Below are 14,588 nucleotides of genomic sequence, written 5' to 3' on the forward strand. Positions count from 1 at the left end.
CGATGATGTCCACCCTGATGCCGATCCTGCCGATGCTCATCGGCGGCCTGGTCGTGGCGACCGTCGTGCTCATCTTCCTGGCCTTCGGCGGCCGGGCCGAGGAGCGCGCCGCCGAGCGGCTCGACGTGCTCGTCGGCCGCAACGTCCGCAAGGACTCGTCCGCCGACATGCTCCTGAAGCAGGCGCTGCAAGAACAAGACAAGCGCACCTTCCTCGACCGCATCACGCCCGGGGCGTTCGACCTCACCAAGGTGTTCGAGCAGGCCGACGTGAACATCAAGCCGAGCGCCCTGTTCGGCATCTCGGTCGGCCTGGGCGTGGTCGGGGCGGTGCTGAGCCTGTGGCTGGCGAACGTGTACGTGGTGCCGATCGGCGGCCTCATGATGTTCGTGATGCCGTGGGTGTGGCTGCACATGACCCGCGCCACCCGGCTGAAGAAGTTCGCCAGCCAGTTGCCCGACGCGATGGAGCTCGTGGCCCGCGCCCTCCGGGCCGGCCACTCGCTCGCCGCCGGCATGCACGTGGTCGCGGAGGAGATGCCGCCGCCGATCAACAAGGAGTTCGCCCGGGTCTACGACGAGCAGAACCTGGGCATCTCCCTGGAGGAGACGCTGGACGGCATGTGCGACCGCGTCCCGAACCTGGACCTGCGGTTCTTCGTGACCAGCGTGGCGATCCAGCGGCAGACCGGTGGCGACCTGGCGGAAATCCTCGACCGGATCGGGCACGTCATCCGCGAGCGGTTCAAGATCCTGGGCCAGGTGAAGGCGCTGACGGCGGAAGGCCGGCTCTCGGGTGTGGTGCTGATCGCCCTGCCGATCGGCCTGTTCCTGATGATGATGTTCATGAAGCCCGACTACATCGAGCTGCTGTGGAAGGACGAGCTCGGGGTCAAGATGTCGGTCGGGGCCATCGTGCTGATGATCCTCGGCGCCTTCGCCATCAAGAAGATCGTGGACATCAAGGTGTAGCCGGAATCGCCGTCGGCCGTCCGCCGGATAATCACACTCGCCCGCACCGCGACCATCATCATGACAGGCCGCGGGCTGCCAGCCGACAGCTGACAGCCCGCGGCCCCCCCGAGGGGCTCCCGTGGAACTGTTCGCGTTCTTCACCGCCGAGGAGCTGGCCCCGGTGTTCGTGTTCGGGGCCATCGTGGCCGGCACCTTCTGGGTGCTGTCCGCGATCTCCAGCCGGAACAGCCAGGCCGAGGAACGCCTGGAGCGGATCGGCCGGCCCAAGTCGCTGCTGGACATCGACGTCAACGGGCCGGAGAGCCGCCAGCGGTTCGCCGGCATCAAGGACATGTTCAGCAACCTCGGCGGCGCCATGGAGCCGCAGAGCGAGCTGGAGAAGAACACGCTGCGGGTAAAACTTGCAAACGCGGGCTTCCGGAGCGAGCAGGCGGCGTCCGTGTACCTCGGCCTCCGCGTAGTTTGCCTAGTCGGGTTCCTCCTCCCCGCCCTTTTCTTCTTCCTGCTCAAAGATGGGTTCACTCTCAGGTCGATGGAATGGACGGTGTTCCTCGGCGGGCTCGGGTTCTACCTCCCCCAGATCACCCTGTGGTACATGGTGTCCACGCGGCAGAAGGAGATCTTCCTGACCCTGCCGGACGCCCTGGACCTGCTGGTGGTGTGCGTCGAGTCCGGCCTCGGCCTCGACGCCGCCCTCCGCAAGGTGACCGAGGAAATGAAGGGGCACGCCAAGATTCTCTGTGAGGAGTTCCAGCTGGCCAACCTGCAACTGCAGATGGGCCGGCCGCGGCGGGAAGTGCTGCACGACCTCGGCGTCCGGACGGGCGTGGACGACGTGCGCAGCCTGGCCGCGATCCTGATCCAGGCGGACCGGTTCGGGTCGAGTATCGCCCAGGCCCTCCGGGTGCAGTCGGATTCGATGCGGACCCGGCGGCGGCAGCTGGCCGAGGAGAAGGCGGCGAAGACGGCCGTGCAGCTGATCTTCCCGCTGGTGCTGTTCATCTTCCCGGCCATCTTCGTGGTGCTGGTCGGGCCGGCGGCGATCCAGATCTCGCGGAACCTGTTGAAGGCGGGCTGACGACAATCGCCCCCGAAACCGGGCAGGACGCCCGGCCGGGGTTCTCAAGGAGGAGACGAGATGACCCGATCCATGCGGACGGCGGCTGCGGCGCTGATGGTCGGCGGCCTCGCCGCCACCGGGTGCCACGGCACCGGCGGCCACGCCGGCAAGAGCGACCAGCCGGAGGGCTGGACCCGCTACTACAACGCCGTCGACCCCTGTTACCCCGAGCGCTACAACGCCCAGGCTCGCGCCCACACGCTGGCCCCGTTCGCCGCCCAGGTGAACAACGGCAACGTGCTCGAAGCGACGGTGTGGAACTGGCACTTCGACACGAGCTCGGACAAGCTCAACCCGGCCGGCCAGGCCAAGCTCGACGCCATCGCCCAGAAGCGGCCGCACCCGGACAGCAAGGTCTACCTCCAGGTGGCCCGCGACATCCCGGCCTACGGCGCCGGCGGCCTCGACACGGTGGGTGCCCGCCGCGACGAGCTCACCGCGAAGCGCGCCGAGACGATCCGCAAGTACATGGCGGCGCAGCCGACGCTGCAGGCGGTGGCGTACGAGATTCACGTCATCGACGCCCCGGTGCCGGGGATGCCGGCCGAGTTCTCGGCGCGGGCGTACCGCGGCCAGGCGACCGGGTACGTCGGCGGCGTCCTCAGCGGCGGCGTCGGCGTGCAGGCGACCGGTAGCGGCGGCGTGCAGTCGACGAACAGCCCGAGCAGCGGCGGTAGCCCGGGTGCGCCCGGCGGTCCGAGCAGCGGCGGTCCGAGCAGCGGCGGCACCGGGCCGAACTACTGAGTATTGATGATTTGGGAATGACGATTGATGAATGGAAGACACGGGCGCCGAGCCAGCCGCTGTCTTCCATTCATCAATCGTCATTCCCAAATCATCAATCCCCCGGTTCGTGACCTACGCTTGAATCGCCCGCACCCCGGACGCACCCCGATGACCCGCTCGCTCCTCGTCGCCGCGGCGCTCGCCGCGTCCGCCGGTCCGGCCGCCGCCGCGTCCCCCGCGACCCCCCTGTTCGGCGGCTACGCGTCCAACTTCGTCGACCACTGGGCGGACTTCTTCAAGAAGCAGAACGGCATCGTCATGGCCGCCCTCGGCGTCGGGGCCGTGTCGCTGTTCATCATCACCCGCGGGAAGTGGGTCAAGTAGTTCGTTGTAATTGGGAGTTTGTATTTTGGGGGCTGAACCTCGGTTTCAGGCACCCTTGACATCGTGGACTTGAACCCTCGATCAACCCCCCAAATTACGAACTCCCAACTGCCAATTACGAGGCAAACATGTCCCTGAGCCGGCACGCCGTGGTGGACTGGGAAGGGAACCCCGCCCCCGAGGCGCCCGTCGCCCCGGACTCGATGCGCGAGGCGGGGCTGTCGCACGCCTTCGTCTGTGACCTCCTCCTGAAGTCGCTGTACGCCCGCGGGGCCATGCTCGGCCGCGACATGGCGCAGCTCCTGTGCCTGCCGTTCAAGGTGGTCCGCGAGCCGCTCCGCTACCTCAAGGACGAGAAGTGCATCCAGGTGGACGGCGGCGACCTGGTGGGTGAGGTCAGCTACAAGTACAGCCTGCTGGACCTCGGCCGCCGCCGCGCCCAGGAGGCGATGGAGCAGTGCGCCTACGTCGGCCCCGCGCCGGTGCCCCTCGAGGACTACGTCGAGCAGTGCTACCGCCAGGCCGTGACCGGGCTGCAGTGCTACCCCGAGGCGCTGCGGGCGCCGTTCAGCCACCTGGTGATGAAGGAGGAGATGTTCAACAACCTCGGCCCGGCGATCGTGTCCGGCCGCAGCGTGTTCATCTACGGTCCCCCGGGCAACGGCAAGACGGCGATGGCCCGGTCCATCGGCGACTTCATGAACACCACCGGCGGCAGCATCTTCGTGCCCTACGCGTTCGTGGCCGACGGCAACATCGTGACGGTGTTCGACCCGTCGCTGCACGCCGTGGAGGACGCCCCGGCCGAGGTCGGCGACGAGGCCGACGCCACCATCCGCAAGCTGCTGACGACCGGCGCGATGGACCAGCGCTGGGTCCGCATCCGCCGGCCGGTGATCGTGACGGGCGGCGAGCTCGGCCTGGACATGCTCGACCTGCGGTACAACGCCGAGGCCAAGTTCTACCAGGCGCCGATCCACTTCAAGGCGAACGGCGGCGTGTTCCTGATCGACGACTTCGGCCGCCAGCGGTGCAGCCCGAAGGAGCTCTTGAACCGCTGGATTCTGCCGCTCGAAGACCGCCACGACTTCCTCACCGTGGCGAGCGGGAAGAAGTTCCAGGTGCCGTTCGAGCAGCTCATCATCTTCAGCACCAACCTCGACCCGAAGGACCTGGTGGACGACGCCTTCCTGCGCCGCATCCGGCACAAGGTGGGCGTGCTGGCGCCGACCCGCGACGTGTACGAGCGCATCTTCGCGGGGAACTGCAAGCGGCTCGGGCTGAACTACTCGGCCGAGGCGGTGGACTACCTGTACGAGCGGTACTACAACCGCGGCCGCACCCCGCGGGCCAGCGACTGCCGCGACCTGCTGGAGATCGTGCAGTCCATCTGCCGCTACCGGCGGCAGCCGGTGCACCTGACGCGCGACCTGATGGTCGAGGCGTCGGCCAGCTTCATCGCCGAGTTCACGTGACCGCGGCGCGAAGCCGCGACCGGCGTCAATCTGCGCAACACCCGCGGTTTGGGAATATCTATCGAGTCGGGGGGCCGTGCGGGTCGAAACAGTTAGCACGACGATTCCATTTCGCGCGGGAGGGCGGGCCATGGACGGCCGACGGTTGAAGCTGCTGATCGCGGGCGGGCTCCTCCTCGGCGGCGTCGGCTGCTCCCGCAACACCACCCCGCCCGGGTTCGTGAACCCCACACCACCCCAACAGTCCAAGCTGTTCGGCGGCGGCCAGCAGCCAGTCGCGGCGGCGCCGCCCGGCGCCGGGCCGACCGGCGGCGGCATGCCCGTCGAGGTGGCCCAGCCGCGGAAGTCGGGGCAGAAGCTCGGGCCGGACGCGGAGACGGCGTTCGGCGACACGCACGTCCAGAGCGCGTTCCTCGACCCCGCCCCGCAGAACAAGGACGAGCTGCTCGACCTGGCCCGGCACCGCTACGAGCGGGCGCTGAAGCAGGACCCGAAGCACCAGGGGGCGCTGCTCGGCATGGCCCGCATGTACGTCCGCACCGGCGAGCGCGAGCGCACGGCCGCGGCGTTCAAGCGGTACGTGGACCTGTACCCGAAGGACGCGGCGGTGCAGCACGAGGCGGCGATGGCGTGCGCCCGCTTCCAGGACTGGACCGGGGCGTGCGCCTGGTGCGACTCGGCGCTGCGGCTGGACCCCGAGAACCGCTCGATCCAGAAGACCCGTGGGTTCTGCCTGGCGCGGGCCGGTCGGTGGGACGAGGCGTTCGCCGCGATGAGCCGGGTGATGCCGGAGGCGCAGGCCCGGTACAACATCGCCGCGGTGTTGCTCCACACGAACCAGCCGGACGCGAGCCGGCAGCAGTTGCAGCTGGCCCTCCGCGCCGACCCGCAGCACGCCAACACGCTCGGCCTGCTGGCCGAGCTCGACCACACGCACCCGACCACGCCCCCCGCGGTCAACCCGGGGAACGCGATCCAGACCGTCGGCGGCGTGGCACCGTAATGTCTTCGCCGCTTGCGGCGTAGCGCCCGGGGGCGCTACGCCGCAAGCGGCGAAGCGGCGAACCGGCGAAGCGGCGAACCGGCGAACCGGCGAACCGGCGCGCGCGAAAGTTCTTGCGACCTTGCCCGTCCTCGGCTACACTTCCCCTACCCGCCTGTTCGCCTCCTCTTCCCGGAGCCCGGATCATGCTCGTCGTCCCCGGCGCCGCGTCCGCCGACACCTGCGACGGCGTCACCCGCCGCGACCTGCTACGCGTCGGCGGCTCTGGCGTGCTCGGCCTCAGCCTCGGCCAGCTGTTCGGGATGCAGGCGAAGGCCAACCCGACGCCCGCGGGCGGCCCCGGCTTCGGCAAGGCCAAGAGCGTCATCTTCATCTACCTGCAAGGCGGCCCCAGCCACCTCGACCTGTGGGACCCCAAGGACAACGTCCCCGACAAGGTGAAGAGCGTCTTCCGCCCCATCAGCACGAAGCTGCCGGGCACGCAGGTCACCGAGCTGCTGCCGAAGATCGCCAACGTGCTGGACAAGACGACGCTGATGCGCGCCGTCAGCTACACGCCGGTGGGCCTGTTCAACCACACGGCCGCGATCTACCAGATGCACACCGGCTACACGACGGACAAGGTGAGCCCGTCGGGCCAGCTGGAGCCGCCGAGCCCGAAGGACTTCCCGACGTTCGGCTCGAACGTGATCAAGTTCAAGCCGCCGACCGTGCCCATGCTGCCGTTCGTGATGATGCCGCGGCCGCTGCAGGAGAGCAACGTGGTGGGGAAGGGCGGGAGCGCCGGGTTCCTCGGCAAGGCCTACGACCCGTACCTGCTGTACCCGGCCGGCGACGACATGGACATGGCGAAGATGGACCGCATCCGCACCGACGACCTGCAGCTGCGCCAGGAGACGACGAGCGCCCGCATGGAGCGCCGCGCGACGCTGCGCGAGACGATCGCCCGCGGGATGCCGGACGTGGAAGCGGCGGTGGCGCGCCACGACCTGGACGAGTACTACGGGCAGGCGCTGGGGCTGGTGGTGAGCGGCCGGGCGCGGCGGGCGTTCGACCTGAGCGCCGAACCGCCGCAGGTCCGCGAGCGCTACGGCAAGAACACGTTCGGCCAGTGCTGCCTCCTGGCGCGCCGGCTCGTCGAGGCCGGCACCCGCGTCGTCGAGGTGATCTGGCCGAAGGTGGCGAACTCGGACAACCACTCGTGGGACGTCCACGTCGGGCTGAGCGCCCGAATGAAGAACCAGTCGGCCCCGATGCTCGACGCCGGCGTGTCGGCGCTGATCGAGGACCTGGACCAGCGCGGCCTGCTGAGTGAGACGCTGGTGGTGGCGGTGGGCGAGTTCGGCCGGAGCCCGCAGCGCGGCGTGAGCACGAGCGGCAACCAGAACTCGGACGACGGCCGCGACCACTGGCCGTACTGCTACACCGGCATCGCCGCCGGCGCCGGCGTGCGGCGCGGGCTGGTCTACGGCCGCTCGGACGCGACGGGCTCGGCGCCGCTGGAAGGCGCGGTTCACCCGACGGACCTGCTGGCGACGGTGTACCACAGCCTGGGCATCAAGCCGGACACGATCGTGTACAACCACCTGAACCAGCCGCGCGAGCTGGTGAAGGGCGAGGTGGTGAGCGGCATTCTGAGCTGATGCGGAAAAGCGCCCGCGTCTTGACGCGCGAACCCGGGCCGCGTATCCTTCTCTATCCAGAGGGGGGTGTAGCTCAGTTGGGAGAGCGCTTGAATGGCATTCAAGAGGTCAGGGGTTCAACTCCCCTCACCTCCACCTCGCAAAGCCCCGGGAATCCCGGGGCTTTGTTCGTTTATACCCCGCCCGGGAACGATTGATCTGTTCGTCCGGGTGTCGATTGCGTCTACTCTGGCCCGTGCGTGAGCATCACGTTCCCCGGAGCCACGGATGGCTACTTGGTTTCGCCCCGCCCTGTCCGCCGACGAGCAGGTGGCCGTCCTCGCCGACCGCGACGGTCACCCCGACCCGGTCATCCGCCGCAGGATGCTCGTCCTGTGGGCCGTCCACCTCGGCCACGGCCGTGAGGACGCCGCCCGCCTCGCCCACGTCGGGATCGCCACCGCCAAGCGGTACGTCCTGGCCTACCGCGACGGCGGGTTGGACGGACTCCGGCGCTGCGACCGCCACATCCCGACGAGCGAACTGGCCGACCACGCCGACGCCATCCGCCAGTCCCTCACCGCCACCCCGGTCCGCACCATCGCCGAGGCCGCCGACCGCATCGAACGCCTGACCGGGCTTCGCCGTGGCCTCACCCAGACCCGCACCTTCCTGGCCGGGCTGGGCTTCCGCTGGCAGCGGACCCGGGCCGTCCCGGTGCCCCCAAAAAGTCGCTGACCGAACACGTCGCCACCCAGCGGCAGTTCCTCGACACCGAACTGCGACCGGCCCTGGACGCGGCCGCCGCCGGCACCGCGCACGTGCTGTTCGTGGACGCCGCCCACTTCGTGTACGGGACGTACCTGTGTTGCCTGTGGTCGGTCCTGCGGGTGTTCGTCCGCGCCGCCAGTGGCCGCCAGCGGTTCAACGTGCTGGGCGCATGGGACGCCGTCACCCGCCGCCTGCTGAGCGTCACCAACACCACCGTGGTGAACACCGACACCATGTGCCAACTGCTCCGGGCCATCGCCGCCGAGGGGTGGGTCGGGCCGGTGACGGTGGTGCTGGACAACGCGCGGTATCAGCGGAACAAGGTGGTGCAGGGGCTCGCGGCGGAGTTGTCCATCCGCCTGCTGTTCCTGCCCAGCTACTCACCCAACCTGAACCTGATCGAGCGCCTGTGGGGGTTCGCCAAGCGGCGGAGCGTGTACGGCAAGTACCACCCCGACTTCGCCTCCTTCCGAGCGGCCATCGAAGACACCCTGGCGGGCATCCCGTCCACCCACGCCGAAGCGCTCGAATCCCTCATGACGCTGGAGTTTCAGACGTTCGAGGACGTATCACTCCTGGCCGCGTAGGGTATAAGCCCGCGCCGCGAATCCCGCCTTGCCCCCCGCGGCCGGGTGCGGCTAGGATGCCGCCCGTCATGGACGACACGCCGACCGACGGGTTCCGTCACCACCCGCGCTGGCTGCTGGGCGTGGTCGCGGTGGCGTGCGCCCAGGCCGGCCTGCTGTTGGGGCTGTTCGGCCCGCACCGCGCGTTCGCCGACCTGCTCGACGACCGGCCCGTCCTCTCGGGCCGACACCCGCTTCACCTGTACCACGGCACCCTCGGCGCGGAGGCGTTCCGCGCCCGCGGCGCCACCACCGTCTACGACCCCAACTTCCAGGCCGGGTACGCCAAGACGCCCGTGTTCGACGGCGCCTGCCGCCCGGCCGAGCTCGTGCTGTGGCTCGCCGGCCGCGGCTACTCGCCGGCCGCGTACAAGGTCGGCCTGTTCGGGCTGCTGCTGCTGGTGCCGCTCGGCTTCGTGTTGGCCGCCCGCGGCGCCGGGCTCCCCGCCGGCGCCGCCGTGCTCGCGGGGGCCGCCGGCGTGGTGATCTCGGCGACGGGGCCGGTCCACCGCCTGATCGACGAGGGCGAGATCGACTACCTGCTGGCCGGGCTCGCGGTCGTCGTGTTCGTGTGCTGGCTGGCCCGGTACGCGAAGTGGTTCGGCGTCGACTCGTGGCTCGTGCTGGCGGTCACGGCCGCGGCCGGGTGGTACGCGCACCCGGTGGTGTGGGTCGGCGTGCTGCCGGTGGTCGTGGTCTTCTACGTGGCCGTGGCGCCGCGGCAGGAGCTGGCGTGGCACCTCGGCCTGCTCGGCGTCGTCGCCGCGGGCATCGCCCCGAACGCGTGGTGGCTCACCGACTGGGTCCGCTACTGGTGGCACCGCGAGCCGAGCCCCGGCGAGCCGGCCCCCCTGCCGACGTGGCAGGCCGTCGCCGGCGGGCCGTCGGACTACGCGGCGCTGCTGAACTCGGTGCCGTTCGGCGTGCCGGTCGCGGTGCTGTCGGCGGCCGGGCTCGTGCTCCTGTGGAAGTCCGGGCACCGCGGCGCCGCCGGGCTCGTCGCCGTCACCGCGGCCGGCGCCGTGGCGCTGGCGCGGCTGTCGGCGGAGTGGCCGCAGTGCGCCCCGGACACGCCCGACCGCCTGATCCCGCTCGCCGCCGGGCTGCTGGCGGTGCCGGCGTCGTTCGCCGTGTGGGCGGTCCTGGCCCGGTTCAAACTCGCCGGGCTGGTCACGCTCGCGGCCGTGGCCGGCGTGCTGCTCCTCGGCTGGGCCGACGGGCCGACCCGGCCGTTGGCCTCGGTGGCGCAGGTGGACTGCCGGCCGCTGCTGGTCGGCCTGTCGGGCGAACAGGACGAGTTGGTCGCGGCGCTGAAGCGGCACACGACGCCGGAGGCGCGGATCCTCTGGGACGACGGCGACGAGCCGCGGCCGGGGTGGAACTGGACGGCGCTGCTGCCGGTGCTCACGGACCGCGCCTACCTCGGCGGGCTGGACCCGGCGTGCGGCGTCGAGTCGGGCTTCTGCCGGATGCAGGCCGGCTGCCTGACCGGCCGCCCGCTCGCGGCCCGCCCCGACGCCGAGCTGGACCGCTTCTGCCACTGGTACAACGTCGGCTGGGTGGTGGGCCGGACGCCGGCGGCGATCGAGCGGTGGTCGAAGTACCCGGCCGCGGCGGTGGCGGCCCGGCTGACGGAGGACGGCCGGCCGGTGGTGCTGTTCGAGCTGAAGCGGCCGCGGTCGTTCGTGCTGAGCGGGTCGGCGACGTGGGACGGGGCAACGACGACGCGGGTGACGCTGTCGAACGTGGTGCCGGACCGCGAGGGCGTGGTGGACCTGAGCCTGCACTGGGCGGACGGCCTGCGGGTGTACCCGTCGTACGTGAACCGCGGCGAGCCGGACTGGGTGGAGGCGGTGGACGTGGGCGACCCGGTCCGGCACGTCCGGCTGCGCCTGCCCGGCCCCGTCCCGCGGCTGACGCTGGTGTGGGAGAACCGGTAAGCTGGCACACACGACGCACCCCCCGGAGGGCGCCATGACCCCGCGGACGACGCCAGACCCCGACCTGCTGCGGACCCTCGACGAGGCCGAGCAGCGCTACCTGCGCTCCCTCCCGCTGGAGCACTTCATGGAGGCGACCGACCACGCCCGGCAGCGCGAGATCACGCTCGAGAGCTTCGCCGTCATCCGCGAGGCCCGGCCCGACGTGCAGTGCTTCAACGAACTGCTGGTGCAGTACCCGCGGCGGGGGCGGAAGGCGATCGGGCAGGTGGTGCCGGACAACTTCATCGTGATCCACCCCGAGCCGATCCAGGCCCGAGGCAACTTCAGCACCCACGTCCAGCCGGTCGGCCCGTTCCTGGTGCTGGAGTACGTGTCGAAGCACACCCAGCGGAAGGACTACGAGCAGAACTACGACCTGTACGAGGGCGAGCTGAAGGTCCCGTACTACTTGCAATTCTACCCGGACAACCAGGAACTGACGCTCTTCCGGCTCGGCCCCGGCGGGTACAAGGCGGTCCGCCCCGACGCCGCCGGTCGGTTGGCGGTCCCGGAGCTGGAACTGGAGGTCGGGCTGCTCGACGGCTGGGTACGGTTCTGGTTCCGCGGGCAGCTGGTGCCGCTGCCGGGGGAGTTGGTGCGGCGGGAGGCGGAGATGCAGATCGCGCTCGACGCCGAGCGGGCGGCGCGGCTCGCGGCCGACGCCGAGATTGCCCGGCTGCGCGAGGAGCTGGCGCGGGCGACGGGCGGCTAGCGGCCGATCACGGTGTCGAACGCCTGCCGCAGCTCGGTGTGGTTCTGCGGCCGGTCGGCCGGGTCCTTCGACAGCATCCACAGGCACAGGTCCGACGCCAGCGGCGGCACCCCCGGCGCCCGCTGCGCCGGCGGCACCGGCACGCTGCTCAGGTGCTGGAAGATCACCTGCACCCGGTTCTTCCCCTCGAACGGCAGCCGGCCCGTGAGCGCCTCGTACAGCGTCACGCCGAGCGAATAGATGTCGGCCCGGTGGTCCACCGTGCCGGCGTCCTTCGCCTGCTCGGGGGCCAGGTACCCCGCGGTGCCGGCCAACTCGGGGCTGATGTCGGTGCGGCCGGCCTGCAACACCTCCGACATGGCCAGTCCGAAGTCGATGAGCTTGGCCGACCCGTTCGGCCCCACCAACATGTTGTCCGGCTTCACGTCCCGGTGAACCACCCCGGCCTGCCACACCGCCCCGAGCGCGTCGGCCATCTGCGACACGAGGTGCAGCGCCCACCCGGCCGGCAGCGCGCCGCCGGCCCGCAGGAGCTCGCCGAGCGGCCGGCCCTCGAAGAACTCGGTGACGAGGTACGGCCAGCGCGGGTCGAACCCGAAGTCCATGAACCGCACCACCTGCGGGTGCTTCACCCGGCTCAGCGTCAGCGCCTCCGTGCGGAGTTGCTTCATCGCCGCGGCGCGGTCGAACACGTTTGCCCAGTTCAGAATCTTCAGCGCGACGGGGCAGCTGCGGGCGGCGTCCCAGCCCCGGAAGACGTGGCACGACACGCCCTCGCCGAGCTTGTCCTGCAGCACGAACGAGCCGACCCGGTCGCCGGTCTGCGGCGGGGGCGGTGTCTCCTGCGGCGGCTCGGCCGTGACCTCGCGCTGCAGGTACGCCAGCGCCCGCGTGTCGCCCGAGCGGGCGGACACGGTGGCAGTAATTCCGGCGGGCGACGTGGGCGGGGCGGTTTCGCGGGAACTCATACGACGGCCGGCAGGGGGTGCCGGTGCGGGTTTACCGGTTAGGCGAACTCTAGCACACGCCGTACAGCGGCCCGAACTTTTCGTTGAGGTACGACATGAACGGCACCGCCGACAGCGGCTCGCCGGTGGCCCGGCGGCACAGCTCGCCGGCCCGGTAGCGGCCGCCGTGGCGGTGGATGTGCTGGCCCAGCCAGCCCTTGAGGCGGCTGAATTCGCCCCGGCGGAAGTCGTCGTCGAGCCCGGCCAGGTCGCGGCGGGCGGCGGCCATCAGTTGCGCGGCGTAGAGGTTGCCCAGGGTATAGGTCGGGAAGTAGCCGATGCCGCCGAAGCTCCAGTGGATGTCCTGGAGGCAGCCGCGGGCGTCGTCGGGCACGTCCAGGCCCAGCAGCGCCTTGAAGCGCTCGTTCCACGCCCCCGGCAGGTCGGCGACGGCCAGGTCGCCGGAGATCAGCCCCAGCTCCAGCTCGAACCGCAGTGCCACGTGCAGGTTGTACGTCGCCTCGTCCGCCTCGACGCGGATCAGCGACGGCTTCACCTCGTTGACGGCGAAGTAGAACCGCTCCGGCTCGACGCCGGCGAGCGCGGCCGGGAACGTCTGGCGGAGGCGCGGGAAGAAGTGGTCCCAGAACGGCCGGCCGCGGCCGACCTGGTTCTCCCACAGGCGGCTCTGGCTCTCGTGGATGCCGAGCGAGCACGCGCCGCCGACCGGCGTGCCGAAGTGCTCGGCCGGCAGGTTCTGCTCGTACAGCCCGTGGCCCGTCTCGTGCAGGACGCCGAAGAACGCCTCGCTGAAGAACCGCGGGTTGTACCGCGTGGTGAGCCGGCAGTCGCCGGGGCCGACGCCGGAGCAGAACGGGTGCGCCGTGGTGTCGAGCCGGCCGGCGGCGAAGTCGAACCCGAACGCGGCCGCGGCCGCCTCGGCGAACACCTTCTGCCGCTCGACCGGGAAGTCGCGTTCGAGCACGCTCCGGTCGGGCTTCTTGCCGCTGTCGCCGATGGCCTTGATGAGCGGCACGAGGCTGCGGGTGAGGCCGGCGAACACCTCGCGCACCTCGGCGACGGTCGCCCCGGGCTCGTACTCGTCGAGAAGGGCGTTGTACGGGTGGTCGGTGTAGCCGACGGCCTGCGCCTCCTGCCGCTTCAGGGCCACGACCTGTTCCAGTAGCGGGCGGAAGGCGGGGAAGTCGTTGGCGGCGCGGGCCTGCTGCCACGCCTGCTGCGCGGCGGTGGTGACGCGGGCCAGCTCCTCCACGAGCGACGCCGGCAGCTTGGTGCTGCGGTCGTACCCGCGGCGCAGCTCGCGCACGTTCGCGGCGGCGTCGGATTCGGGGTCGCGCACCAGGTCGCTCCCCTCGACCGCGGCCAGCAGCTCGCCGACCTTCGGGTCGGTGGCCTTGCCGTGGGCCAGCCCGGCGAGGAAGGCCATCTGCTCGCCGCGGAGGCCGGCGCCCTTCGCCGGCATGTACGTCTGCTGGTCCCAGCCGAGGACGGCGGCGCAGGAGTTGAGGACGCCGAGCTCCTTGGACCGGCGGACGAGTTCGGCGTAGCTGTCGGCGGCGGTCATGCGCGGCTCCGGGCGGGTATCATGTCGGTGTAGCGAAACGGGGGGCGGCGATGGGGACGAAGCTGGTCACGATCGCCACGTTCGACCAGGTGGTGATGGCGCAGATGGCCGCGGACGCCCTCCGGGCCGGCGGCATCGACGCCGTCGTGACCGACGCCGAGGTGGTGAGCATGGACTGGCTGCTCGGCCAGGCCGTCGGCGGCATCAAGGTGCAGGTCCGCGAGGACGACGCCGAGCGCGCCGTGGTCGAGCTCGGCCGCAAGTTCGGTGACGACGGCGAGGGCTTCGGGGCGGAGTACGACGAAGGTGCCGACGAGCCCGAGCCCGACGACGAGCCCGAACCCGCGGCCGGGTGCGAGGACGAGCCGGAACCGGCCGCCGCGCCCGTCGGCTCCCGCGACGAGTACGCCCGCCGGCTGGTGCTGGCGGCGGTGTTCGGGTTGCTGCTCCCGCCGCTGTGGTTCTACGCCGTGTACCTGTTTCTGAACGCCGCGTTCGGCGAGGGCGAGCTGTCCGACTACGGGCGGAACAAGCTGTTCATCGGCACCTTCGTCCTGGCCCTTGGGTTCCCGATGTCTTTGTTCATCCTCTACCTGCCGTTCTTCATCCTCTACATGTTCGCACCCGTATGAGTCTTTCTGGCAGTACCACGCCGCACCCG

14 protein-coding genes and 1 tRNA gene are annotated in these 14,588 nt (G+C 70.7%); 13 read left to right on the forward strand and 2 right to left on the reverse strand.

The features are described from left to right. Positions 1 to 2: 2 nt before the first annotated feature. The 12 genes from ETAA1_RS02320 (at position 3) to ETAA1_RS02370 (ending at position 11,395) form a co-directional block, all read left to right on the forward strand. Entirely contained in the window at positions 3 to 971 is a 969-nt protein-coding gene (locus tag ETAA1_RS02320) for a type II secretion system F family protein (protein WP_238389351.1), read from the forward strand. A 121-nt stretch (positions 972 to 1,092) separates the two neighbouring features. After that, the gene (locus ETAA1_RS02325; protein WP_145233961.1) at positions 1,093 to 2,052 is read left to right on the forward strand and encodes a type II secretion system F family protein; all 960 of its coding nucleotides are present in this window, start codon (positions 1,093 to 1,095) and stop codon (positions 2,050 to 2,052) included. Between the two features lie 60 nt (positions 2,053 to 2,112). Further along, the gene (locus tag ETAA1_RS02330; RefSeq protein ID WP_145233963.1) at positions 2,113 to 2,838 is read left to right on the forward strand and encodes an OmpA family protein; all 726 of its coding nucleotides are present in this window, start codon (positions 2,113 to 2,115) and stop codon (positions 2,836 to 2,838) included. A 150-nt stretch (positions 2,839 to 2,988) separates the two neighbouring features. Further along, entirely contained in the window at positions 2,989 to 3,204 is a 216-nt protein-coding gene (locus tag ETAA1_RS02335) for a hypothetical protein (RefSeq protein WP_145233965.1), read from the forward strand. A gap of 128 nt (positions 3,205 to 3,332) precedes the next feature. Beyond that, on the forward strand, positions 3,333 to 4,679 hold the full coding sequence (locus tag ETAA1_RS02340; RefSeq protein WP_145233967.1) for an ATPase: 1,347 nt from the start codon (positions 3,333 to 3,335) through the stop codon (positions 4,677 to 4,679). Positions 4,680 to 4,809: 130 nt separating this feature from the next. Further along, positions 4,810 to 5,682 carry a tetratricopeptide repeat protein gene (locus ETAA1_RS02345; RefSeq protein WP_145233969.1) on the forward strand — a complete coding sequence of 291 codons (873 nt, stop codon included), beginning with the start codon at positions 4,810 to 4,812 and terminating at the stop codon, positions 5,680 to 5,682. Between the two features lie 185 nt (positions 5,683 to 5,867). Further along, the gene (locus tag ETAA1_RS02350) at positions 5,868 to 7,325 is read left to right on the forward strand and encodes a DUF1501 domain-containing protein (protein ID WP_145233971.1); all 1,458 of its coding nucleotides are present in this window, start codon (positions 5,868 to 5,870) and stop codon (positions 7,323 to 7,325) included. Between the two features lie 62 nt (positions 7,326 to 7,387). Then, positions 7,388 to 7,460: transfer RNA gene (locus ETAA1_RS02355), tRNA-Ala, on the forward strand. A 132-nt stretch (positions 7,461 to 7,592) separates the two neighbouring features. After that, positions 7,593 to 8,042: a helix-turn-helix domain-containing protein gene (locus tag ETAA1_RS32660; RefSeq protein WP_238389352.1), complete on the forward strand. Its 450-nt coding sequence runs from the start codon at positions 7,593 to 7,595 to the stop codon at positions 8,040 to 8,042. Further along, positions 8,039 to 8,662, forward strand: coding sequence for an IS630 family transposase (locus ETAA1_RS02360; protein WP_261342035.1), 624 nt, complete (start codon positions 8,039 to 8,041; stop codon positions 8,660 to 8,662). Before ETAA1_RS32660 ends, ETAA1_RS02360 begins: the two co-directional genes overlap by 4 nt. 56 nt (positions 8,663 to 8,718) lie before the next feature. Next, complete coding sequence (locus ETAA1_RS02365; RefSeq protein WP_145233975.1) at positions 8,719 to 10,641, forward strand: hypothetical protein; 1,923 nt, start codon at positions 8,719 to 8,721, stop codon at positions 10,639 to 10,641. 34 nt (positions 10,642 to 10,675) lie between these two features. Beyond that, complete coding sequence (locus tag ETAA1_RS02370; protein ID WP_145233977.1) at positions 10,676 to 11,395, forward strand: Uma2 family endonuclease; 720 nt, start codon at positions 10,676 to 10,678, stop codon at positions 11,393 to 11,395. On the opposite strand, the gene ETAA1_RS02375 is transcribed toward ETAA1_RS02370, so the two are convergent. Both ETAA1_RS02375 and ETAA1_RS02380 read right to left on the reverse strand, forming a co-directional pair. Then, on the reverse strand, positions 11,392 to 12,309 hold the full coding sequence (locus tag ETAA1_RS02375; RefSeq protein WP_202920605.1) for a serine/threonine-protein kinase: 918 nt from the start codon (positions 12,307 to 12,309) through the stop codon (positions 11,392 to 11,394). The two genes, ETAA1_RS02370 and ETAA1_RS02375, sit on opposite strands and share 4 nt — an antisense overlap. A gap of 103 nt (positions 12,310 to 12,412) precedes the next feature. Continuing rightward, complete coding sequence (locus ETAA1_RS02380) at positions 12,413 to 13,927, reverse strand: carboxypeptidase M32 (protein WP_145233981.1); 1,515 nt, start codon at positions 13,925 to 13,927, stop codon at positions 12,413 to 12,415. A gap of 50 nt (positions 13,928 to 13,977) precedes the next feature. On the opposite strand from ETAA1_RS02380, the gene ETAA1_RS02385 reads away from it, so the two are divergent. After that, the gene (locus ETAA1_RS02385; RefSeq protein ID WP_145233983.1) at positions 13,978 to 14,559 is read left to right on the forward strand and encodes a hypothetical protein; all 582 of its coding nucleotides are present in this window, start codon (positions 13,978 to 13,980) and stop codon (positions 14,557 to 14,559) included. Positions 14,560 to 14,588: the final 29 nt, after the last annotated feature.

This window comes from Urbifossiella limnaea (genome assembly GCF_007747215.1).
Lineage (GTDB): Bacteria > Planctomycetota > Planctomycetia > Gemmatales > Gemmataceae > Urbifossiella > Urbifossiella limnaea.